The following is a 23737-nucleotide window of genomic DNA, read 5'->3' as shown; positions in this document are numbered from 1 at the left end:
GATTATGTGCGGCATTGCAGGATTGGTGAATTTCGGCGGCCGGTTCAGCAGGGAGGAACTGGCGAACATCGCCGAGGCGATGGCAAATACCATGATCCATCGTGGCCCGGACGATGGCGGTGTCTGGGTTGACGACACCAATTTCTGTGCCTTTTCGCACCGGCGCCTCAGCATCATCGACACGTCCTCGGGCGGGCATCAGCCGATGCAGCCCCCCGATGGCCGCCACTCCATCTGCTTCAACGGCGAGCTTTACAGCTTTCTGGAGCTGAAGGAAGATCTGGAGGCCCGCGGCTACCGGTTCCGCACCCGCTCCGACACCGAGGTCCTGCTGTACGGGCTGTGCGAGTACGGCACGGCGCTGCTGTCGCGCATCGATGCGATGTACGCCTTCGCCCTGTTCGACCATGACAACCAGTCGATGCTGCTCGCCCGCGACCCGTTCGGGGAAAAGCCGCTCTATTACTGGCAGGGGAACGGCCTGTTCGCCTTCGCTTCGGAGCTTCAGGCGCTGACCGTGCTGCCGGGGTTCGACGCGGCGATCGACCTGGAAAGCATCGCCGGCTATCTCAGCTTCCAGTATGTACCGGGCACCCGCACCATCTACCGCGACGTCCGCCGCCTGCCGCCTGGCTGTTATCTGCGGCTGAGCGCGGACGGTCATGCGACCGTATGCCGCCATTTCGCCTTCGAGGCGGAGCCGTACCAGGGGAAGAACCGCAGCATCGACGAGCTAGCCGACGAGCTGGAAGAGATCCTCGTCCGCTCCGTCAGGCGCAAGCTGATCAGCGATGTGCCGCTGGGAGCCTTCCTGTCGGGCGGCGTCGACTCCACCCTGGTGGCGGCCATCGCCACCAAGCGGCTGAACCGCAACCTGATGACCTTCTCGATCGGTTTCGCGGACACGCCGGAATCCGAGCATGAAGACGCGCGGGCCATGGCCCGCCATCTGGGGACGGATCACCGCGACCGCATCATCTCACCCGACATGCTTGCGCTCGGCGAACATGTCGGAGCGGTGCTGGACGAACCCAACGGCGACACCTCCTGCCTGCCGACCTTCCTGCTGACCCAGTTCGCCCGCGAGCATGTCACGGTCGCCCTGTCGGGCGACGGCGGGGATGAGCTGTTCGGCGGTTACGGGCGCTATTTCTCCACTCTGGAGGACGCCGCCCGCCTGGAGCGCGATCCCGCCGGCATGGCGGGCTGGGATCCGGGCGATGCCTATTATTCGTACCGGATCCTGGTTTACGCCGACAGCGACGTGACCCGCCTGCTGGGCCGGATGCCGCCGGAGAACGCCAGCCTCCTGCGCCACCTGCGCTCCACCATCAGCCGTAGCGGAAAGCCGCTGATCCACCGCCTGCGTGAATTGGACGCGGCCCACTACATGCCGGGCGCCGTCCTGCCGAAGGTCGACCGGATGAGCATGCAGAACAGCCTGGAGGTGCGCGCGCCTCTGCTCGGCCTGGAGGTCGCCCGCTTCGCCAGCGGCCTTCGCCCCGAGGAGTGCTATGCCGCAGGACAGGGCAAGCGCGTCCTGAAGCAGATCGCCGCCCGCTACGTTCCCCGCGAGTGGCTGGAACGGCCCAAGCGCGGCTTCGGCCTGCCCATGGCGCTGTGGGGGAAGGACCAGCTGCTGCCCCGGACCCGGGCGCTCACGCTCGATGCCGGAAGCCGCCTGCAGGACTGGATCCCGGTCGAACGGATCGCCGCCTTCCTCGACCATCAGGAACAGTCGTACAGCGCCTATCAGCTCTGGCTGCTCTTCATCCTGGAAAGCTGGCTGCGCGCCCGTCCGGGCTATCCCGCACAGGCCCCGGGCACAGCCGCCTCCGTTCGGCCCCAAGCCTCCATGGTGCTTCAGTGACTCTGTCGATCAGCCTTCTGCTGTATGTGGAAGCCGCAGGCTGCCGCGCACCGGGCGGCGTCGTGGCCTTCTGCCATCCCGAGGATCTGGCCCAGCTCCGGGGACTGCCCAACCTGCGCACCTGCGTCGTGCACGGCGAGCATCCGGCCGCCGATGATGCCATCCCCTTTCCCTGGCTGACCGACGAGACCTGGAGCGATGCTCTGTGGGCGGCAGAATCCGACCGGACTCCGCTTCCCCAGCTTCTGGCCGAAGGGGAGCGGGTCGAGCTGCTTTTCCTCTGCCGGCAGAGCGCCATCCCGTCGACCGCCATCCTGCGGCTGGCCCTGCTCGGCCATAAGACGGTCACGGCCATCGTCGGCGGGGCTCCCGTCGTGGTGCGCTGCGACGAAAACCGGGCGCGGCGGCGGCGGATGGTCGACGAGGCGGTCCAGCGCTTCTGCGTCGACAGCGCGCGCAAGCACCCGCTGGGCAAGCCCGGCGGCTATCACCCCGAAGGGGGACACGGCTTCAGCGCCTACTGCCCCAACCTTGCCGCCCGCGCCGACGCCAACGGCAAGGAGAGCCGTTCGCGGCTGGTGTTGCTGGAGGACGGCCGGCCGCTGGGCTCGGCGCATGCGCTGCACACGGCGCTGCGCGGTGTGGGGCGCGGACTTTATTCGCATTGGGAGAGCCGGGTCTTCTTCTCCAGTTCGGACAACAGCAATCCCAACGAGAACGGCCGCACCTATTCCTGGATCGAACTGCCGGAGCAGCCGACGGGGATGGAGCGCCGTCTAGCCCGGATCAGCGGCGTCCTGCCGTCCGGAGAATCCGCCTGGAGCCCGGCCGACCTGGAGGCCGAGGATCGCGGGTGGGCGCGCCGGCTGCCCAGCCTGCGCCCGGCCGAGCGGGTGTTCGAGGAGTGGCTGAAACGGGACGGCGGCCGGCTGCTGCCTCCCGAGCCGTCGGAACAGCGCATCTTGCTGATGATCGGCTATCTCGGCCCCGGCGGCGCGGAACGGCAGATCTGCAATCTGGCGCGCGGCCTGCTGACGCAGGGATACGCGCCGTCCCTGATGACCATGTCGCCGATCCGCGACGAGGGGCGGCATTACGCCGACATGCTGCTGCACAGCAGCGACATCCCCATCCTGTCGCTCGACGTGATGACCCACGGCGATTTCGTCCAGGCGACCGGGGACGAGGAGTTCCGCCGCATCCTGTGGGCGGCGGCCCCGACCCTGCGGCGCCTGCCGGAAGAAGTCCGGCTGCCGGTGATCGAGGCGATGATCCGGATGCACCGGCTGCGGCCGGCCGCCGTGATCTGCTATCTCGACATGGTCAACGTGGTCGGCGGGCTCGCCGCCCTTCTGGTCGGGGTGCCCCGCATCCTTCTGTCCGGCCGCAACGTCAACCCGACCCATTTCCCCAACCTCTACCGCCCCTGGTTCTACGGCCTGTACCGCATGCTCCTGCGGTCCCCGCGCGTGGTGATGAGCGCCAATGCCGAGGCCGGTGCCCGATCCTACGCCACCTGGCTGATGCTGAAGCCGGAGACGGTCAAAGTCATCGTCAACGGCATCGCCGTGGAGGACCTGCCGCAGCCGACGCTGGCGCAGCGGGTCGAGACGCGCCTGTCGGTCGGGGTCGGCTCCTCCCGCCCGCTGATCGCCGGCGTCTTCCGGCTCGCCCCGGAAAAGCAGCCCCTTCTGTTCGTCGAGGTGATCGCCCGCATCCGCCGGGAGATCCCGCACGTCAAGGCGGTGGTCGCCGGCATTGGGCCTCTTCGCGAGGCGATGGAACGGCGGCTGCGGGCACTCGGCATCGAGGACGCCATCCATTTCCTGGGTCGCAGCCAGTCCGTGAACGTCCTGCTGGGGGCCGCCGACCTGCTTCTCCACACGGCCAAGGCCGAGGGATTGCCGAACGTCATCATGGAGGCGCAGTGGCAGGCGCTGCCGGTGGTCTGCACCCGCGCGGGCGGCACCCCGTCCGCCCTCAGCCCCAGCCTGCAGCCCTACATGCATGAGATCGACGATCTCGACGGGCTGACGCGCTCCTGCCTGTTCATGCTGCGCAACCATGAGGAACGCCGCCGGCTGGCGGCGGAGGCGCAGGCCGATGTCCACCGCCGCTTCACGGTGGAGGCGCTCGTCGAGCGGACCCTGGACGCCCTGGCGCTTCCCCCACCGGCCGCCGCCGGCCCTGCCCCTGCCCTCGCCAAGCCCCCGGAGGCAGCCGTGGTCAGGGCCGTTCCGTCCGCTCCGCAGCACAAGGCACGCCCCGCATCCATTCCGGCAGCCCAGCGCCCGCCCCAACGGAAAAAGCGCAGGCGATGACCGAAAGCCGCCCGGACATGAACGACGCTCCCATCCCCGCCTCTTCCCTGGTGTTTCCTCCGGTGTCCCACGTCGCGAAGCGCGCAGAGTTCCTTCCCCTCCATCAGTTGATCCGCCACGAGGATGGCCAAGTCATCCGGTATGTCGTCAACGCGGCGACCGCGGGAGTGGCGGCGGGAATGAGCGCCCCCGTCCAGCAGCCCCTGGGCGCGGACGGGCTGGCCTTCACCATCCGCGGGCAGAGCGGGATTCACGCCCTGGCGCTGGAGCTGGACAGCCGGGGGCTGGCCGATCCATGCGGGCTGACCCTGACGATCAGCTCCTTCGAGCCGTCGGGCGACGGGATCGCCGAACAGATCCTCCACACCGCCCAGCTGACCGTGCCGCCATCCAAGGGCAACGGAGCCGCCCTGTTCGACCTGATCGGTGCGCCGTTGCGGGAAAAGCGCCTTTATCGCGTCATGCTGCGGCCGGACGGAGACGCCCCGCAGGGCGGCTTCGGCGTCTGGGGCTGCCTGACCGCCGCCGCCTGCCCGGAACCGTCCATCGAAGTCACCCCGGCCGTCCGCCGGGAGCCGATGTGGCGCCTGCAATGGCTCGAGCATGGCGCCCACATGCAGGTCACGACCGAAGAGTGGCTGGAGAAGCGCTTCGGCCTGATTCCGCTGCCCGTCTATTCCCATTCCAGCCTGGAGTTCGGTTTCGAGGCTCCGGCCGTCGGCGTCGATGCGCTGGGCATCCGCGTCGCCCCGCGGATGGCACGCGGCACTGTGCCGCTGCAGCTCGAGCTGCACGACAAGGACGGCAATCTTCTGCTGATGCGCTCGATCCGGCCGATGCCCCGGCCGGTGGCTCAGTATGTCGATTTCGATCTTTCGGGAATCCCGCTCCAGGTCGGGGAGACCTATCGCGTCAGCCTGACCTCGCCCACGGCGGCGGCGGACGACTGCAACTGCGTGCTGGTCAACCGCGAGGGCCTTCCCGCCCGTCCACCCACCCCCGTCCTGGGGCTTCGGGGCGCGGAAACCGGCTTGGCGCAATATGTGGAGCGGTCGCGTGCCGCCCGGGGCATGACCCCGCATGGGCAAGGGTATCTGCGGATCTGCGCGCTGCTGCCGGACGACCATCCCCGACCGGGATCAGTGACGGCCTTTCTCGGCCGCGCCTTTCCCGATCATACCATCGATCTGCAGACCCTGCCGGACGGGGGCTGGGCCAGGCTCCTGCCGCGGCTGTCCGCGCAGGATGTCGTCCTGTTCGTCGACCTGCATCCGCAGGCGGGCGAAGCCACCCGCCTTTATGACGAGACGGTTGCCCTGCTGGATGCCGGACTGGTCTGCACCATCCATATCGACACCGGTCATCTCGGCACCGGCGGCGGCCAGCCTGCGGCCCGGTTGCGGCTGGACGGAGGGCTGCAGCGGGCGCTGACCGCACCGCTCCAGACCGCCCGACGCTGCCGCCACGCCTTCGTCGCCGGATCGGACGGCCGGGCCACCTGGGCGGACGGCCGCCCCGACCCGGTGCCGGATCTGCGCAGCCTCCGCAACGCGGCGCTTGCCGCCGCCCTGCCGCACATCGCGGTGGTCTGCGACCTGCCCGGTGACGAGGATGCGTTCGAGACGGTTCTCAACACCGTGACCGGCCAGAGCTATGGCGGCCCGGTCAGCCTGCTCCTGCTGAGCGATCCCGGCTCGTCGGAGGATTTCCGCATCCGGACCCAGCTGTGGGGTCAGCGCGACCGCCACACCCGGCTGGACATCCGGGTGGTGGACCGGGCGGTGGACGACACCGCACCGGCCGGCGGCGGGGCGTCGCGGGGCCGGCGCCTGATCCAGGCCGCCGTCCTGACGGGCGCGGACGTCTGCCTCGTCCTTGATGCCGGTCTCCAGATCAACCGCGACTTCCTGGCGGCCCACGCCTTCGCGCACCGCCATCCCGATTTCGACGCCGTGATGGGAGCCCCGCCGGTGGCGGCGGAGGGCCGCAACCCCGCCCGCCTGCTGGAGGAGTTGGAGGCCGACGCCAACCACGCCCGCGACCGCATCAGAATGCAGGATCCGGTGCAGCCGGACGGCTTCCTCAACGTCGCCGCCGGGACCCTGTCGGTCAAGTCGGCCCTGCTGCGCAGCCTCGCCGTTCCGCAGGAGGACGGCGCCCCCACCGCGGTGGAAGGCCAGGACTGGGACAGCCGAAACCGCTTCGGCGATCTGGTCCTGGGTTACCTGCTCTACCGGGCCGGTGCACGCTTCGGCCGGACGGAACATGCCTTCGCCGTCCGGTCGACGACAGGCGAAGGGGCGGCGGACGGCGCCAAGGCCGCGGATGAAACCCCCGCCGACGGGTTCACCCCGCAAGAGCGCCGGATGGAGGGCTTCAACAGCCTGTTCCGGCCCTATCCCGAACTGGCGCTGGTCGCACGGCGCTGGGCGGTGGCCGAAGCCGGCAGCATCCTGGAAGCCATCCGCGCGGAAGACCGCCAGGGAGACTGCCTGCACACGCCTGCCTATGCGGAGCTGAAGTCGCGCTTCGGCGTGGCCGTCGCCTCCCCGGCCCTGCGCCGGGCGGCGCACAAGCCCCTGCGCGTGCTGTCCTACCGCTGGCATTGCGGGCACCAGTACGAGCTGTACAAGCTGCCGCACGAGTTCACCCTGGTGCGCGGCCTGGGACCAGGCCTGACCGACCGCTGGGATTACGAGCAGCGCCCCCTGCACCCGAATGTCCACTTCATCGACATGGAGGAGCTCGACCCGTCGAAATACGACGTCGCCATCCTGCATTTCGACGAGAATGTCCTGGCTCCGCAACTGGGGGCCGGCGCCCTTCCCGACGATTGGGGGAACGCCTTCCGCTGGTTCCTGGCCAACGTGCCGCTGCCCAAGATCGCCCTTTGCCACGGCACCCCGGCTTTCGTCGGACAGTATGGCAGGGCGCGCGGCCCGATCGACCGTTTCCGCATCCACGAGACCGAACGGCAGGCACTGGTCGACCTGCTGGCGGAACGGAGCATCCCGGTCGTGCTCAATGCCTGGCAGGCGAAGGCGGAATGGGGGTTTGCGGACAGCCGGGTGATCTGGCACGGCTTCGACCCTCAGGAATATCCCGCCGCCGTCTACGAGCGGGACGTGTTGGCCCTGGGGGCGTCGATGTGGGAGCGCCCTCATTACCGGGGCGCCTACGAGCATGAGCGGGTCATGGGCCGCCTGCCGGCCGACATCCAGGTGGAAACCGCGGCCAACCAGGACGGCGGCCTGTGGCCGCGGCAAACGAACGACTACGCCCGATCCAAGTTCCGCGGCTACATCGACCGCATCCGCAGCTTCACCGCCTATCTCGACACCACGCGGCGCTCGCCGATGCCGCGGTCGCGCGCCGAAGCGATGCTGTGCGGCGTCGTCCCGGTGTGCCTGCGCAGCGACGACGTGGACCTGTTCATCCGCCACGGCGTCAACGGCTTCTGCGGGGAGTCGCCGGAGGAGCTGGCGGATTACCTGGTTCATCTCTGCCGCAACCGCGATGCGGCCCGGCGGATCGGTGAACGGGCGCGGCTGACCGCCCTCGACCTGTTCAACCACGACCGCTATCTGGCGGCCTGGAGCGCCCTCCTCGACGAGACGCTGGAACGGAGCAAGCCGGTGCGCACCGCCGCATCCGCCAGCACGGTCGCCCGGAAGGCCGTGGAAACGCCGGCGCCGGCTCCCGCGCCATCCCCAGCGGCATCCTCCGCCAAGGAGAGGGCGGCGGAAGCGGAAGAGGCGCCCCAGGACGCGCCGGCGGCGGTTCCGCAGACGGCGCAGCCCGCTTCGACTCCCGCCCCCTCTCCCATTGCCACCCCTGTTCCGGCTCCCGTTTCGGCTTCCACAAGCGCGCCCGCGGCGGCCCCTGTCCCCGTTGGCACGCCCGTGTCCGCAGCCACTCCGCGTCCCCAGGGTGGGGTGGACTGGATGGTCCAGAACCAGATCTCCGGCTGGGCGTTCGATCCCACCCGGCCGGACGAGGCGCAGCGGGTGGTTGTTCTGGTCGACGGTCGTCCACGCTACCGGCTCGCCGCGAACCTGGAGCGGCCGAAGGCCGGGGCGGGGGAACCCCGTCGCGGCGGCTTCTGCCTGACCCTGCCGGCCGAGCTGTGCGACGGCAAGCCGCATCGCATCGATCTGGCCATCGCCGACGGCGGCATGATGCTGAACGCCAAGCCCCTGCGCTTCCAACAGCCCGATCCGGCCGGCCATTGCATCGGCCAGATGGACGGGGTGAATGGGCGGACCATTTCGGGCTGGTGCTGCAACACCGCGCGGGCCGCCCGGCCGGTCGAGCTGGCGGTGCTGGTGGACGGCGAGGTCTGGGCCATGGTGACCGCCGACCGGCTGCGATCCGGCCTGAAGCTGGTCGGCATCGGGTCCGAGCGGCACGGGTTCTCCTGGCCGATCCCCGACGCCCTGTGCGACGGCAAGCCGCATCGGATCGCCTTCGTCGTCGCCGCCACCGGCCAGCATGTGCCGGGGTCGCCGCTGTCCATCCAGCCGGAAGCAGGGCCGTCCTGGCGCGGGCATGTGACGTTCGCGGCGGATGGCGACATCGTCGGCTGGGCCTACGACGAGAGGACCCCCGACACACCGGTCCGTGTCGACATCCTGGTGGACAGGCGTCCCTACAGGACTCTCACGGCCGACGTCCACCGCCCCGACCTGGAAGCGATCAATGCGGTGCGCCTTGCCAGCGGCTTCCGCTGCCGGCCGCCGCCGCCGCCGCCCGGGACGGAGTCCGCGGTGGCGGAAATCCGGGTCCGGATCGCCGGCACCGGCCAGGAGCTGCCGGGCAGCCCGATGAAAGTCGACCTGTGCCGGACCTACCGCGCCTGGGTCGAGCGCTACGACACCCTGACGCCGTCCGACCGGGAGGCCCTGCGGGCGCGCCGCGACGCCCTGCCCCGCCGGCCGCTGCTGTCGGTGTTGATGCCGGTCTACAACACGCCGGAGCCCCTGCTGCGCGAAGCCATCGCCTCGGTTCGCCGGCAGATCTACCCGGATTGGGAGCTGTGCATCGCCGACGACGCCTCCACCGATCCGACGGTCGCCGCGGTGCTGGAGGAGGAAAGCCGCGCCGACCACCGCATCCGCATCGTCCGCCGCCCCGTCAACGGCCACATCTCCGCCGCCAGCAACAGCGCGCTGGAACTGGCGACGGGCGAGTTCGCGGTCCTGCTCGACCATGACGACCTGCTGAGGGAGCACGCCCTGCTTCTGGTGGCCGAGGAGATCCTGGCAAACCCCGAAGCGACTCTGATCTTCAGCGACGAGGACAAGATCGACGAGACCGGCGAGCGGTTCGAACCCTATTTCAAGGGTGGCTTCAACCCGGATCTCCTGGCCGCGCAGAACTGCATCAGCCATCTCGGGGTCTACCGCATCGACCTGATGCGCCGTCTCGGCGGCTTCACCATCGGGCTGGAAGGGTCGCAGGATTACGACCTCGCTTTGCGGGTGATCGAACACAGCCCGCCGACGTCGGTGCGCCACATCCCGCATGTCCTTTACCATTGGCGGGCCGTTCCGGGTTCCACCGCCCTGAGGATCGACGAGAAGGACTATGCGGCCGACGCCATGCGCAAGGGCCTGGAAGCATCGCTGAAGCGGCGGGGGCTGAAGGCCCGCGCCTGTCCCAGCCTGCAGCCGCCCTTCCTGCACCTGCGGCCCAGGCTGGAGGCATGGCCGAAGGTCACGCTGATTCTTTCCTCTCGCGGTGAACCGGCCAAGCTCTCCGATACCCTCGCATCCCTGCGCCGATCCACCGCCCGGTCCTTCGCCGAGGTGATTGTGACCTGCCCCGTCGCCTCGTCCTCCGCCCTGGCCAAGGCGGCAAAGGGGTGGCGGAACCTGCGGCTGCTCCCGCTGGATGGGGGACCGGCCAGCCTGCGCAACGCCGCAGCCAGGGCGGCGACCGGCGAGGTTCTGGTTTTCCTCGACGAGGACATCAAGCCGATGCACCGCATCTGGCTGCCCGAACTGGTGCGTCAATCCATGGCACCGGGGATCGGCGCCGTCGGTGCACGGATGGTCACGGCGAACGGCCTTGTCCGCTATGCCGGCTACCGGCTCGGCGGTGAGAGCCACGGAACCGCGGCCTATGCGGGCCAGTATATCGGTATGGTCGGACCCGGCGGGCGGGCCGTGCTGCGTCAGACGGTGTCGTCCGTGTCGGTCTCCTGCATGGCGATGCGGCGGGATCGCTTCATGGAGGCCCGCGGCTTCGACGAAAATCTGCCGCAGGCGCTGCACGACGTCGACCTCTGCCTGCGTCTGGCGGTCCTGGGTTTCCGCTGCCTATACACGCCGCTCGCCCAGATGGTCTGCCGAGATGCCGCCCCACCGACGCCTGAAGCAGAGGCTGAGGCCCTGCGGGCGCGCTGGGGCGATGCCTTGGCCGAGGACCCCTACTACAATCCCAACCTGACGCTGGAGACGACGGATGCCGCCTTGGCCTTCCCACCGCGCCGGACGCCGTTCCGATATCCGCAGGACGAACCGCAGCCGAATGTGGACTCTCCCTGCCTTGTCTGACAGAAGGGCCTGACGTCGCCGGCACCGATCCGGAGATCGGCCCGCCGTTTTGCCGTCGAAGGAAAGCTATGCCGACCGTCCATGTCTTCGCCAGCGGCTTGCGCCTGAAGGACGGCCAGACCGTCACCGTCGCGTCCTGCCGCAGCAGCCAGATCGCGGAAGCGCTCCTGGCCCTGAAGCTGAACGCGACCATATCCACCCTGCCGGACGCTTGCCAAAGGACCGACGCGGGCGGAACGCAAACCGCTCTTCTGCGCGACCACCGCCCTGGCGCGGCGGTGTGGCTGACGCCCGAACAGTTCGCCCTGCCGCCTTATGCCCATCCCCTGGTCCGCAAATTCTGCGACGTGGCGGGGTTGGACACCGCAGGCGGCGGGATGGACGCGGCGCGAGCCGCCTGGAAGACGGCGGATGCCGCCGGCGGCTTCATCCTGAACGCCGGGCAGGCCGACCTGGCCCATGTCATCCTGCCCGCCGGCACCCCCCTGCACCGCCTGCCGGCCGACTGCCCGGCGGCGTTGCGGGTCGACCGCTCGCCAAAGGCCCGCACGGTTCTCCTGATGGGCGATCTTGCCCTTCTGGCTCCCCAGGCACAGGCTCTCGGAGAACTCACCGGCGCGTTGATGCAGGCCGGGCTTTCCATCGCTCTGGTGCATCTGCCCTTCCGCTCCGTCACTCCGTTGCCCCAGTCGCTGCCGGCGCACACGTCTCTTCTGGCGGATCCCATCCCGGAGACGCTCAGGACGTTGCTGTGCGACACCGCCGTGATGCTTGACCCCTTTCCCGTCTGCGGCGAGCCTTTCCTGGCCACCGCGATGCGGCGCGCCATCTGTGCCCGGAACGGCATCGGGCTGCTGAGTTGGAACGGCGAGGAGGACGGAGCGGCCATCCTGCGCGATCTGACCGCCCGGCAGGTGTCCCTGTCGATCCCGGCAGGACCGCCGAGTGCCACGCTCGCCCTGCGCGCGTTGACCAGACCGGCTCCCCTCCGTCTCTCCGGCCTCTCCACCGGGCCGGCTGTGGAAAGTGTTCTGCTGGTGGCCGGGGGCGAAGCGGGCCGCCGGCGGGTGGACGCGCTTCTTCCCCTGTTCGCTTCACTGATCCGCCGTGGACGGTTGGATGGCCTGACGGTGCTGCGGGAAACTACAGCGGTCGCCCCTCCAGTGGCCGAGCTTTACGGCAGACCGTCATCCGGGAACCTCTATGATGCCGTGTTGGTCTGCGGCACGCCCAGCCGATCCATGGCGGAAGCACTTCTGCTGACGACCGAACGGCGGGGGTTGCATCTGGAGGGAGCCGTGGGCGGCGCGCCGGGCGAGGTCGGGAACACGCTACGCCGCCTGCTGGGAGAGCAAACGACCCTGTGCGCGTCGTTCTTCGGGCTCTTGGACCGGATGGATCCGGATCGGCGGGGCGTCTTGCTGCCGCCCGCCCTCGATCTGCCGAGCGCACCACCACCGCCAATCGGACGGCCCGTCGCCATGGTGATGGACGCCACCGCCGGATTGCCTCTCGCCGCGTCGAAGGGACCGGTCCTGACCGCGATTGCCAAGGCGTCCGCACGCTATGGACTGCCGATATTGTGGTTTGGTCCACCCGACCCGGATTTCTTCCGCTTCATTCCGGATATCCGGGTCCAGGCGGCGACGACACCGTCGGCGATCCTGAACTCGCTGTTGCAGTGCGGGCCGCTGATCGCCCTGGCTCCGGTGGATGACGGGGTCGAGTGCAACGGCACGCTTCCAGGCGACGAAAGGATGATGCTGTTCGGCGCGTCCGGCCATCGCGGGATTTACTCCGCCTGCTCCGCCCATGCCTCCAGCACGCTGCCGGCCGGACTGCTGGTGCAGAACAGCGAGGCCGCCTGGCTGGATGCCATTGGGCGCCTGCATGGCGGAACGGACGTGGCTGGCATGCCGGACGTCGACGCGATTCGGGCGGAGCGGTCGACCGACCGCATTGCCGATCTCTGCCTGCTCACGCTGCTGAAACGGATCGGACTACCGACCCCCGCCCCACTCGACGGAGTGCTGACCTACCGGCAGATCCACCAGGAAGCGGGGCGCCGTCTGCCGTTCGACGAGGAGGCCTACCTGACCGCCAATCCGGATGTCCGCAGCGCCGTCCTGGCTGGGAATTTTCCCGATGGCTACAGCCATTTCGTGCAATACGGCATGGCCGAGGGTCGCATGCCGGACTATGCTCCCCGCGACGATCCGTCCTTCTCCGAACTGGCCGAACAGGAAATGACATCCGGCCGGCGCCGCATGGTCGAGGCCCAACGCCTGATCATGGAGGTCGTGGAGCGGTTGCAACGGGAAGAGGGAGGGTAATATCGACGGTCCTGGCCATTGCCCCGGGCCATCGGGATCGGCTTTTCCGGGCCGGTCAGGCCATCGCCACCGACTTTGGGTTCTTCTTCCACTCTTCCATGACGACTTGGGCCTTGTGCCGATCCTCGCTGCTGAGGTCGGCCCCCAGTTCATGGGCCTTGGCCTCCAGCCCCTCGCGCTCGGGGCCGGGCTGGGTGGCGGCGGCGGCCATGATGGTCCAGACATAGGCCTGGACCGGGTTGTAGGCCTTGCTGTCGCGGCTGGCGTACAGCGCCCCCAGGTTGGTCATGGCACCGCTGTGCCCCTGCGCCGCCGCCTTGCGCAGCCAGTCCACCCCTTCGACCAGATCCGGTCGGCCGCCCCAGCCGTGCGCCAGCATCAAACCCAGGTTGACCTGGGCGCCAACATTGCCCTGCGCCGCCGCCTTGCGGTACCAGACCGCCGCCTCGGTGTAGTCGGGCGGGCCGGCCAGCCCGTTGGAATGGATCAGGCCGAGGTTGAACTGGGCGTTGACGTTGCCCTGCTCGGCCGACCGGCGGCACCATTTGAGGGTTTCGCTGTAATCCTTGGGCACCCCGTGACCGCGGGCGTACAGCAGGCCCAGATTGACCTGAGCCACCGGATGGCCCTGCTCGGCCGCCTGACGGTACAGATCCGCCGCCCTGGCCGGGTCGACCTCCACGCCGGTGCCATGTTCGTGCATGATGGCAAGCGCCAACTGGGAGTTGACGTAGCCCTGGCCGGCGGCGCGGCCGTACCAGGCGACCGCCTGGTCGAGGTCGCGCTCCACCCCCTGGCCGTTGGCGTAGAGCGAGGCGAGCGCGTGCTGGGCCACGGCGTAGCCCTGCTCGGCGGCCTTGCGGTACCAGTCAGCGGCGGCGGCGAGGTCCTGCGGCACGCCCTGGCCGAAGGCGTGGAACAGCCCGACATGGTGCTGGGCCTCGGCGTGGCCGCCCTCGGCCGCGAGCCGGCACCAATGCAGAGCCTGGGCGATGTCCGGCCCGATGCCCAGCCCGTTGGGGTAGAGCAGCGCCAGGTTGGCCTCGGCGGCGGACGGGCTGACCTTGGCCACGGTCTTGTACCAGCGCACCGGCAAGGCGTTGTCCTGCGCCGCCCCCTCGCCGTTGGCGTAGCACAGGCCGAGCGAGAATTGCGCCTCGGTGTGGCCCTGCTCAGCCGCCTTGCGGAACCAGTGGGCGGCGTCGCCGAAGTCGCGCACCACCCCCTGGCCGCGGGCGTAGAGCTGGCCCATGCGGTACTGCGCCTCGGCGTCGCCGCGCTCGGCCAGCGGCAGCCAGTCGGCCACGGCGCCGGCGTAGTCCTCCGCCTCGAAGGCGGCAAGCCCGCGCTGGAAGTCCGGCTTCTTGGAGGTCATAGATGTGGTGCGTTTCCGCTTGCCGAACACGATTTAAGGCTCCCGCAGGCTTTCATCGACCCCGCGTAGAATGGGCCGGAGGAAATAGGTGATGATGCGGCGCTCGCCGACCTTGATGTCGGCCGCCAGCGGCATGCCGGGGATCAGACGGAAGTTCGACGGCACATTCTCCAGCGACGTGGTCAGCAGCTTGACCCGCACCCGGTAGAAGAGCGACCTGGCTTGGTCATCCTTGCTGGTGAAGGAGTCCTCGCTGATCGTCGCCACCTCGCCGTCGAGCGCGCCGTGCTGAAGATAGGGGTAAGCCTCAAGCTTGACCCGCACCTTGTCGCCGACCTGGACGAAGGCGAGGTCGCGGGCGTCGATGCTGGCCTCGACCTCCATCGTGGCGCCGACCGGCACTAGGGTGAACAGCGGCTCGGCCTCCTTGGCGATCGAGCCGACGGCGGCCTTGGGCGACACCTCCAGCACGATTGCGTCGGTCGGTGCGTCGAGCTGGACCAGCGACTGGCGCTTGCGCGCCTTGATCAGCTGCTCGCGCAAGGCCTCGCGCTCGTTGCTCTGGGTGGTCAGCTCCTCGATGATCTTGCCGTTCCACTGCTGGATGAAGACGTCGCGCTCGGCCAGCAGCGCCTGCAGGTCATGGCGGTTGCCCTGCAGTTCATTCTGGTTGAGAACGAGGTTGCGCTCGATGTCGATGCGGTCGCTGGTCGCCTGCAACAGGTTCAACCGGCTGCCGACCTGGCTGGCCAGCAGGGTGGAACGCATCGTCTCGATCTCGCGAACCACCTTCAGCCGCTCGTTCAGATGCTGGCGGTCCATCTCGTACTTGGCGACGTTGGACTGCAGGCGCGCGAGCTTCTCCTCGAAGTTCTGCATCTGCGAGGTGTACTGCGCCTGCCGCTCCCGCCACAGGGCGTGCTGGAGCGTGCCGTAGCCGTAGCGGTCCTCGGTCACGGTGTAGGGTTTGCCGTCATGCTCTGCCCGCAGCCGGGCGATCTGCGCGTCGGCGGCGGCGAGACGGGATTCCAGCTGCTGCACGTCGGCCTGGGTGAAGGTCGGGTCCAGCGTCGCCAGGGTTTGGCCCTTGCGGACGACGTCGCCTTCGCGGACCAGCATCTTCTTGATCACCGCCATTTCCAGCGGCTGGACCATCACGTTGGCCTCGGTCGAGACGATCTTGCCCTGGGCGACGACGATCTTGTCCAGGTAGGACAGCGTGGCCCAGGCGATCAGCCCGATGACGAACAGGCCGAGCAGGTGGAGCGTGACGCGCGCCAGGAAGGGATCGGGGGCGTTCTGGATCGCCTCCGTGTCCTTCTGGAACGCGCCGACCAGCGCCTTGCCGCGCGCCTTGTCGCGCTTGCTCTGGGGCACGTCACGGTTTTGCGAACCGGCATCGTTGGCGGGCACGCGCACCGGCTGGATGGAGGCGAGCTTCTGGGCGGTCACGGGGGCGCTCTCCTAGATGTGCCGGTTCTGCTGGTGCCAGAGATGCTGGTAGATGTCGCAACGGCCCAGCAGTTCGTCGTGGCGGCCGCTGTCGACCACCTTGCCGCGGTCCATCACCAGGATGGTGTCCGACGGGACCAGCGACGACAGGCGGTGCGAAATCATGATCACGGTGCGGCCGCGGGCGATGCCCATCAGGTTGGCCTGGACGATCGCCTCGCTCTCGGCGTCGAGGGCCGAGGTCGCCTCGTCCATGATCAGGACTTTCGGGTTGGTCAGCAGCGCCCGGGCGATGGCCAGACGCTGGCGCTGACCGCCCGACAGGTTGGCCGAGCCTTCCTCCAGCATGGTGTCCAGCCCCTTGGGCAGCCGTTCGACGAACTCGTCGGCGCCGGCGAGTTGGATCACCTTCAGGATCTCCTCGGTGGTCGCCCCCGGCTTGGCGGCGGAGACATTCTCCCGGATGGTGCCGGTGAACAGGAAATTGTCCTGCAGAACCACGCCGATCGAGGCGCGCAGATGGTCGAGGTCGTATTCGCGGATGTCGCGGCCGTCGATGCGGATCAGCCCTTCCTGTGCCCGGTGCAGCCCCTGCAGCAGGCGGGTCAGCGTCGTCTTGCCCGAGCCGCTGCGCCCCATCACGCCGAGGATTGTGCCCTCCGCCGCGGTAAAGTTCACGCCGTCGAGCGCCGGCGGCGCCGAGGCGGCGTAGCGGAAGCGGACGTCCTGGAACTCGACCGTGCCGCGCAGTGGCGCGCGCAGGCCGCGGCCGGTGCGCCCTTCTTCGGGCGGGTGGTTCATGATCCCGCTCAGCATCTTGATCGAGAGTGACACTTCCTGGAACTGCTGCACCAGCTGGGCCATCTGCATCAGCGGCTGGGTGACGCGGCCGGCCAGCATGTAGAAGGCGATCAGCGCCCCCATCATCAGCGAACCGTTCAGCGCCAGATAGGTGCCAAGCCCGAGCAGGCAGGCCATCATCAGCTGGTTGAGCGGCATGGCGACCGACTGGCCGATGATCATGATGCGGCCGACATCGAAGCGCTGCTCGGCGGCGCGGGCGACGCGGTGGTCCCACTCCTGCTTCTGACGGGCATCGAGCGCCAGCGACTTCACCGTGCGCATGCCGTGGATGTTCTCGATCAGGAAGGACTGCTGGCGCACTTCGGCTTCGTACAGCTCCGTCATCCGGCCTTTGATCAGCGGGATCATGATGCCGATGTTGAGCGCCATCAGCAGCGAAAAGACCAGAACCAGGAAGGTCAGCGACACGCTGTACATGAACATGATCGGCAGGAAAATGATCAGCGACACCGTGTCCAGCAGCGTCATGAAGAGCTGGCCGGTCAGGAAATTGCGGATCCGCTCGGCCTGCTGGATACCCTTGACGATGCCACCGGACGGCGTCCGCTCGAAATAATGCATCGGCAGGCTGATGAGCTTGTTGAAGACCTGCACGTTCATCTTCGCGTCGATCTTCTTCGTCGCGTAGAGCATCAGGTACTGGCGCAGATAGGAGAAGGCCGTCTCGAACAGGATGACGCCGACCATGCCGACCATCAACACCGTCAGAGTGCCCAGGCTGCGGTGGACCAGCACGCGGTCGACCACCAGCTGAAAGAAGATTGGCACCGCGAGCGCGAACAGGCTCATCAGGATCGCCGCGATGCCGATGTCGCGGAAGATGCGCTTGTGGCGCAGGATCTCCACCACGAACCATTTTAGGCCGAAGGGCTGCTCGGCGTCGGTCAGCGCGTAGTCGCGCTTCAGCAGCACGATCTCGCCGGCCCAGGCCTGGCTCAGCCGGATGCGGTCGACCGGCAGGATGCTTTCCTGGCCGGCCAGCGGATCCTGGAGGATCGCCACATCGGTGTCGCCCTGCTTGCCGAAGCCGACGACCACCATCGAGTTGCCGTTGCGCAGGCGCAGGATGGCGGGGAAGGCGTCCTGCAGCTTGCCCAAATCCTCCCAGTCCAGCGTCGTCGCCTCGGCCTTCAGGCCGATCGACTTGGCCACGCGCAGAAGCCGCGCCGTGTCGAGCTCTTCATTCCCGATCACGTTGCTGTGCTGAAGCCGCTCGGCCGAAACGTCGAGGCCACGCTGACGCGCGACCGCGGCCAGGGAATGCAGCCCGGTGTGGGCGCACGGAACTTCCGCAGCAAGGGTCATGGGATCCGCCGTAGAGGATGAAAAAAGCGTCGCGAAAGCAAGGTCTGCATACCGTTCGGTCACCCGGTCTCGATCGACCATGCGCTCCATACCGGGTGCGCGACGGGGCGTGTGTGTACGATCCGGCGGACGATGCCTACTCACGCGGTACCGCTGAAATAGCAGAAGTGGCGTGACAGCGGCAAGTCATCTGTCCCGAATCGGCCCGGTGGGCGATATGCCGCTTGCGGACACGGCACGGTCGTTGCTATCGACCCCTTCGACGAACTCCTCGACGGAACGGCACAAAGCCAAGCGGGCGGTCCCGATGAAAAAGTCTTCACGCAAGCCGACCAAAGCCAAGCGCCCGGCAGCCCCGGCCCTTCCCGTCCGGCCGGTGCCGGGCGCGGCGTCGGCCGAGGCCGCGTTCGGCCAGGCGCTGACCCTGCACCGGGCCGGCCGGACCGCCGAGGCGGAGGCCGGCTACCGCGCCGTGCTGACCGCCGATCCGGGACACCCCAACGCCAACAACAACCTCGCCATCATCCTGCGCGCCCGCGGCGACTGGGAGGAGGCGCTGGGCTGCTACCGCCGGGCGCTGACCCGCAACGCCACCGACCCCTTTGTCCACAGCAACCACGGCTGCCTGCTGCTCGACATGGGCCGCGCGGCGGAGGCGGAGGCGGCGTTGCGCACCGCTATCACGCTCAAGCCCGACTACGCCGAAGCCCACTTCAACCTCGCCAACATCCTGCGCAACCGCGGTGACCGCGACGGCGCCAAGGCTGGCTACGGCGAGGCGCTGCGCCTCAAGCCCAACATGGCGGAGGCGCTGTGCAACCTGGGCGACCTGCACAAGGGCGCCGTCGAGCTCAGCCGGGCGGGCGAATGCTTCGTCGCCGCGCTGAAGGCCAACCCGGCCTCGGCCGAGGCCTGGAACAATCTGGGCGAGACGCTGAAGGAGATGGGCCGCATCGAGGAGGCGATCGCCGTCTTCCAGAAGGGGCTGGAGGCCCATCCCAACCACGCCCTGATGCACTCCAACCTGCTGCTGGCGCTGCACTACACCCCGGCGGTCCCAGCCGAGACCATCTTCAAGGCGCACGCGGTCTGGGGGCAGCGCCACACCGACCCGCTGCTGCCCGCCGGCAAGCCGCACGCGAACCCGCGCGACCCGGACCGGCGGCTGCGCGTCGGCTACGTCTCGCCCGACTTCTGCGCCCATTCCGTCGCCTTCTTCGCCGAGCCGCTGATCCGCGCGCACGACCGCAGCGGCTTCGAGGTCTTCTGCTACCACGCCGCCACCCGCACCGACGTCGTCACCGAACGGCTGAAGGGGCTGGCGAGCGGCTGGCGCTCGCTGGTCGGGGTGGACGACGCCCGCGCCGCCGCCTTGATCGAACAGGACGGCATCGACATCCTGGTCGACCTGACCGGCCACACCGCGGGCAACCGGCTGACGCTGTTCGCCCGCAAGCCGGCCCCGGTCCAGGTCACTTGGCTGGGATACCCCGACACCACTGGCATGCGGGCGATCGACTGGCGGCTGAGCGATGCCATCGCCGATCCTGAGGGCGTCGCCGACCGGCTGAGCGTGGAGCGCATCGTCCGCCTGCCCCATGGCTTCCACAGCTACCGGCCACCGGTCGACGTGGCGCCGCCGGCCGAGCCGCCGTCGCGCGCCAACGGCCACATCACCTTCGGCTCCTTCAACAACACCTCCAAGGTGACGGCGGAGGTGGTCCGCGTCTGGTCGGAGATCCTGACGCGCGTGCCGGGATCGCGTCTGATCATCAAGAGCGCCCAGATGGGCGACAAGGAGACGCGCAACCGCTACCGCAACAGCTTCGTCCAGCACGGCATCGCCGCCGGCCGCATCGACCTGCTGGCCCGCATCCACGCCGCCGACGGGCATCTGCGCGCCTACGACCGCATCGACATCGCCCTCGATCCCTTCCCCTACAACGGCACCACCACCACCTGCGAGGCGCTGTGGATGGGCGTGCCGGTGGTGACGGTGGCGGGGAACACCCACGTCTCCCGCGTCGGCGCCAGCCTGCTGACCCATTGCGGCCTGACCGACCTGATCGCCGCCGACGAGGCCGGCTACATCGCCACGGCGGTGGATCTCGCCGGCGATCCGGAGCGGCTGTCCGCCCTGCGGCGGAGCATGCGCGACCGGCTGGACGCCGCCCCGCTGACCGACTACCAGGGCTTCGCCCGCGGCGTCGAGGCGGCCTACCGCACCATGTGGCGCGATTGGACGGCACGCTCCACCATCTGAGCGCGACGGATGGCGTCTCCGGAAACCTAGAAGATGCATTTACCGATGCGGAGACCGCCCTGTATGAAGAGGTGGGCGGGCGACCGCCCGCCATCCCCGCAGGAGCGCCGTCCATGCCGGTCATCACCATCACGCTGGATCTGCCGGATCGACCGACCGGCGACCGGGTGCTGCGGATCGCCCTCGACCTCGACGAGCGATTCAGCAACGAGAGGACGATCGGCGACTGCGTTCGCAACGGCCGCTTCTACGAGCCCGACGTGTCGCTGGCGCTGATCCGTCTGGTCCGGGACGGCGACTGCGCGGTCGACGTCGGCGCGAACGCGGGCTTCTTCACAGTCCTGCTCGGCGCCCTCACCGGGCCGTCGGGACGGGTGCTCGGCATTGAGCCGGGGGCCAACAACCTGCCCCGGCTGAGGGCCAACGTCGCGCTCAACCGCTTCGACCATGTGACGGTCTCCGACCGCCCCGCCACCGACCGCGAGGGGCCGGTCAGCTTCTTCATCAACAGCGACGACAGCGGCGGCAACGCCCTGTGGGATCCCGGGCACTATCCGTCCAACCGGCGGTCGCGCGAAAACCCGGTCGCCCACACGCTGCAGGCGACCACCCTGGAAAAGGCCGTCGCCGAGGCCGGCCTCCCCACGCCCCGGCTGATCAAGATCGACACCGAAGGGGCCGAGCAGCGCATCCTGGAAGGCGCCGGCGCCCTGATCCGGGACCACACGGTGCCCTACGTCATCGCCGAGCTGCATGAGTTCGGGCTGGAGCGGATGGGGTGCTCACAGGCCAGCCTGCGGTCCCTCATGGAAGGGTGCGGCTATTCGGCCTTCCTGCTGCAGCGTGACGGGTCGCTGCCCAAGCTGATCCCGCCCGGCACGTCGATCCAGTCGCGCTATTTCCTGAACCTGCTGTTCAGCACGCCGGAGGACGTGAGCGCCGGCTGGCCGACGGAACACCACGAACCCGTCCTGTGAGCCCGGGGGCCGCAAGGCCCCACCTTACAGCCGCCATAAGGCCCCGCGCCTTACAGCCCGCGCAGCCCCCCACGGTCGGCCGTCTCCAGGAACCAGCGGTAGGTGGCGGCGAAGCCGTCGCGCAGGCTGGTGGGCGCGGTCCAGCCCATCGCGCTCATCCGGCTGACGTCCATCAGCTTGCGCGGGCTGCCGTCCGGCTTGGAGGTATCGTAACGGAAGTCGCCCTCATAGCCGACGACGTCGCGGATCAGCTCGGCCAGTTCCCGGATCGACACCTCGATCCCGGTGCCGACATTGACGTGCGGCTCGTCCGAGTAATGCCGGGCCAGGAAGACCAGCCCGTCGGCCAGATCGTCGGCGAACAGGAACTCGCGCTTGGGCGCGCCGGTGCCCCACAGCTCGACGAAGGGCAGCCCCTCGGTCTTGGCGCGGTGGATCTTGGCCAGCAGGGCCGCGGCGACATGGCCGCCTTGGAGATCGAAATTGTCGTTCAGGCCGTAGAGGTTGGTCGGCATCGCCGCGATGAAGTCGCAGCCATACTGGCGGCGGTAGGCCTGGCACAGCTTGATGCCGGCGATCTTGGCGATCGCGTACCACTCGTTGGTCGGCTCCAGCGGGCCGGTCAGCAGCGCGTCCTCGCGCATCGGCTGCTCGGCCAGACGCGGGTAGATGCAGGACGAGCCCAGGAAGACCAGCTTGCTCACGCCCGCCCGGTAGGCGCCGTGGATGATGTTGGTCTCGATCGCCAGGTTGTCGTAAAGGAACTCGGCCGGCCGGGTGGAGTTGGCGAGGATGCCGCCCACGGTGGCGGCGGCGACGAAGACCAGATCGGGCTTCGCCTCGGCCATCCAGTCCTCGACGTGCGATTGGCGGCGCAGGTCAACGCGGTCGCGGCCGACGGTGATCAGCTCGCAGGGCTCGCGCTCCAGCCGCCGCACGACGGCGGCGCCGGCCATCCCGCGATGTCCGGCCACCCAGACCCGTTTGCCCTCCACGGGGAAAAGCGCTTCCGTCCGCACCTGCCGCACCATCTCAAATGAAAAGCCGTCCTGTCCTAGCATCTGGGTTTCGGCAAATCCAGTCCGCTCCGCCCGGCCGGGCCGGGCCGGCGGAGCGGCGTGACAAGCCGGCGGCCCAACTTGACAAACCGGCCACCGGCGCGGGATCGTCCACCCGCGCCCGCCACCCGGTCGGACCGGCCCGCCAGAACAGGGTTTTCGATATGCTTCCGAACTTGGCTTTCACTTGGCAGCTCACCGAGGTCCACGGCTGGGGACTGGTGGGCGTCCACACCGCGCTGTACCTCGCCGATCAGGGCAAGCCGCCCCTGCTGCTGGAACGGCCGCTGATGGGGACCCTGCGCCCGGAGAACCGCGCCAAGCTCCAGTCGCTGGAAGGCCCCTGCCAGCAGATCATCGCCATGGCGGACAACGCCAAGGGCCACATGCTGCTGCTGAAGGAATTCGACGTGCTGCACGCTCTCGGCAACGGCTTCGCCGCCGGCGACCCGTCGTCCCGCTTCCGCGGCCGCCGCAACGTCGGCGTCATCGCCTACGAGGACACCCGCTTCACGCCCGAGGTGATGGCCCGCGCCCGCCAGTACGACCGCATCGTCGTGCATTCCACCTACAACAAGCAGCTGCTGGAGATCTGGGGCTTCGACAATGTCGGCCTCGCCTTCCAGGGCATCGATCTGACCGAGATGGTGGAGGCCGCCCCCAGTGGGCGCTTCGGCGACCGCTTCGTCGTCTTCTCCGGCGGCAAGCTGGAGTTCCGCAAGGGCCAGGACATCGTGCTGGCCGCCTTCCTGCGCTTCCGCCAACGCCATCCCGACGCGCTGCTGGTCACCGCCTGGCAGAACGCCTGGCCGGAGGTCGGCATGACCATGGCGGAATCGCCGCTGGCGCCGAAGCCGCCGCGCATCCTGCCCAACCGGATGGTCGACGTGAAGACCTGGGCGCTGGAGAACGGCGCCGACGAGGAGGGCTTCCTCGACCTCGGCTTCCTCGGCCGCAACCAGATCGCCGGGGTGCTGGCCGACTGCGACGCCGCGCTCTTCCCCAACCGCTGCGAGGGCGCCACCAACCTGGTCGCCATGGAGGCGATGGCCTGCGGCGTGCCGGTGGTGCTGTCCAACAACACCGGCCACCGCGATCTGCTGAAGAGCCCGACCCAGGGCGACGATCTGTGCCTGACGCTCGATCACCAGATGCCGGTGGCCGACCGCGACGGCAGCCGCTTCGGCTGGGGCGAGTCCTCGGTCGACGAGCTGGTGGAGGCGCTGGAGCGCCTCCACGCCGACCGCAGCGCCGCCCAGGCCCGCGCCGCCCGCGCGAAGACCTTCATCCGCACCGAGCGGACCTGGCGCGCCTTCGCGGAGTCTTTCGTCGACGCCACGCAATGAGGCGGCCAGCCGGCAC

Annotated in this window: 11 protein-coding genes; 7 read left to right on the top strand and 4 right to left on the bottom strand. The window is 68.9% G+C overall.

Annotated features, from left to right (window positions below; translation table 11 throughout):
• Positions 1-4 precede the first annotated feature (4 nt).
• The 4 genes from asnB (at position 5) to TSO352_RS01095 (ending at position 13081) form a co-directional block, all read left to right on the top strand.
• Entirely contained in the window at positions 5-1870 is a 1866-nt protein-coding gene (gene asnB / locus TSO352_RS01110) for an asparagine synthase (glutamine-hydrolyzing) (protein ID WP_109105565.1), read from the top strand.
• Positions 1867-4191 carry a glycosyltransferase gene (locus TSO352_RS01105; RefSeq protein WP_109105564.1) on the top strand — a complete coding sequence of 775 codons (2325 nt, stop codon included), beginning with the start codon at positions 1867-1869 and terminating at the stop codon, positions 4189-4191. The genes asnB and TSO352_RS01105 overlap by 4 nt, the downstream gene beginning before the upstream one ends.
• A 179-nt stretch (positions 4192-4370) precedes the next feature.
• On the top strand, positions 4371-10748 hold the full coding sequence (locus TSO352_RS01100) for a glycosyltransferase (protein WP_146210684.1): 6378 nt from the start codon (positions 4371-4373) through the stop codon (positions 10746-10748).
• Between the two features lie 68 nt (positions 10749-10816).
• On the top strand, positions 10817-13081 hold the full coding sequence (locus TSO352_RS01095; RefSeq protein ID WP_109105562.1) for a hypothetical protein: 2265 nt from the start codon (positions 10817-10819) through the stop codon (positions 13079-13081).
• Positions 13082-13136: 55 nt separating this feature from the next.
• Here TSO352_RS01095 and TSO352_RS01090 read toward each other — a convergent pair whose 3' ends face one another.
• From TSO352_RS01090 to TSO352_RS01080, 3 genes are read right to left on the bottom strand one after another with little or no spacing between them, the layout of a single operon-like run.
• Positions 13137-14456 carry a tetratricopeptide repeat protein gene (locus TSO352_RS01090; RefSeq protein ID WP_247871821.1) on the bottom strand — a complete coding sequence of 440 codons (1320 nt, stop codon included), beginning with the start codon at positions 14454-14456 and terminating at the stop codon, positions 13137-13139.
• Between the two features lie 33 nt (positions 14457-14489).
• Complete coding sequence (locus TSO352_RS01085; protein ID WP_109105560.1) at positions 14490-15908, bottom strand: HlyD family type I secretion periplasmic adaptor subunit; 1419 nt, start codon at positions 15906-15908, stop codon at positions 14490-14492.
• 12 nt (positions 15909-15920) lie between these two features.
• On the bottom strand, positions 15921-18077 hold the full coding sequence (locus tag TSO352_RS01080) for a peptidase domain-containing ABC transporter (RefSeq protein WP_109105559.1): 2157 nt from the start codon (positions 18075-18077) through the stop codon (positions 15921-15923).
• Positions 18078-18384: 307 nt separating this feature from the next.
• Here TSO352_RS01080 and TSO352_RS01075 point away from each other — a divergent pair, with 307 nt between their 5' ends.
• A complete protein-coding gene (locus TSO352_RS01075) occupies positions 18385-20340 on the top strand; it encodes a tetratricopeptide repeat protein (RefSeq protein WP_109105558.1) in 1956 nt (651 codons plus the stop codon).
• A gap of 113 nt (positions 20341-20453) precedes the next feature.
• Positions 20454-21317, top strand: a complete 864-nt coding sequence (locus tag TSO352_RS01070) for an FkbM family methyltransferase (protein WP_109105557.1) — start codon at positions 20454-20456, stop codon at positions 21315-21317.
• Positions 21318-21367: 50 nt separating this feature from the next.
• On the opposite strand, the gene TSO352_RS01065 is transcribed toward TSO352_RS01070, so the two are convergent.
• On the bottom strand, positions 21368-22348 hold the full coding sequence (locus TSO352_RS01065; protein ID WP_109105556.1) for a GDP-L-fucose synthase: 981 nt from the start codon (positions 22346-22348) through the stop codon (positions 21368-21370).
• Positions 22349-22539: 191 nt separating this feature from the next.
• Between TSO352_RS01065 and TSO352_RS01060 the strand changes: the two genes are divergently transcribed.
• The gene (locus TSO352_RS01060) at positions 22540-23721 is read left to right on the top strand and encodes a glycosyltransferase family 4 protein (RefSeq protein WP_109105555.1); all 1182 of its coding nucleotides are present in this window, start codon (positions 22540-22542) and stop codon (positions 23719-23721) included.
• Positions 23722-23737: the final 16 nt, after the last annotated feature.

Source organism: Azospirillum sp. TSO35-2, assembly GCF_003116095.1.
Taxonomy (GTDB): domain Bacteria; phylum Pseudomonadota; class Alphaproteobacteria; order Azospirillales; family Azospirillaceae; genus Azospirillum.
The sequence above is the reverse complement of the archived record's forward strand: the minus strand, read 5'-3'. Positions and strand labels throughout refer to the sequence as shown.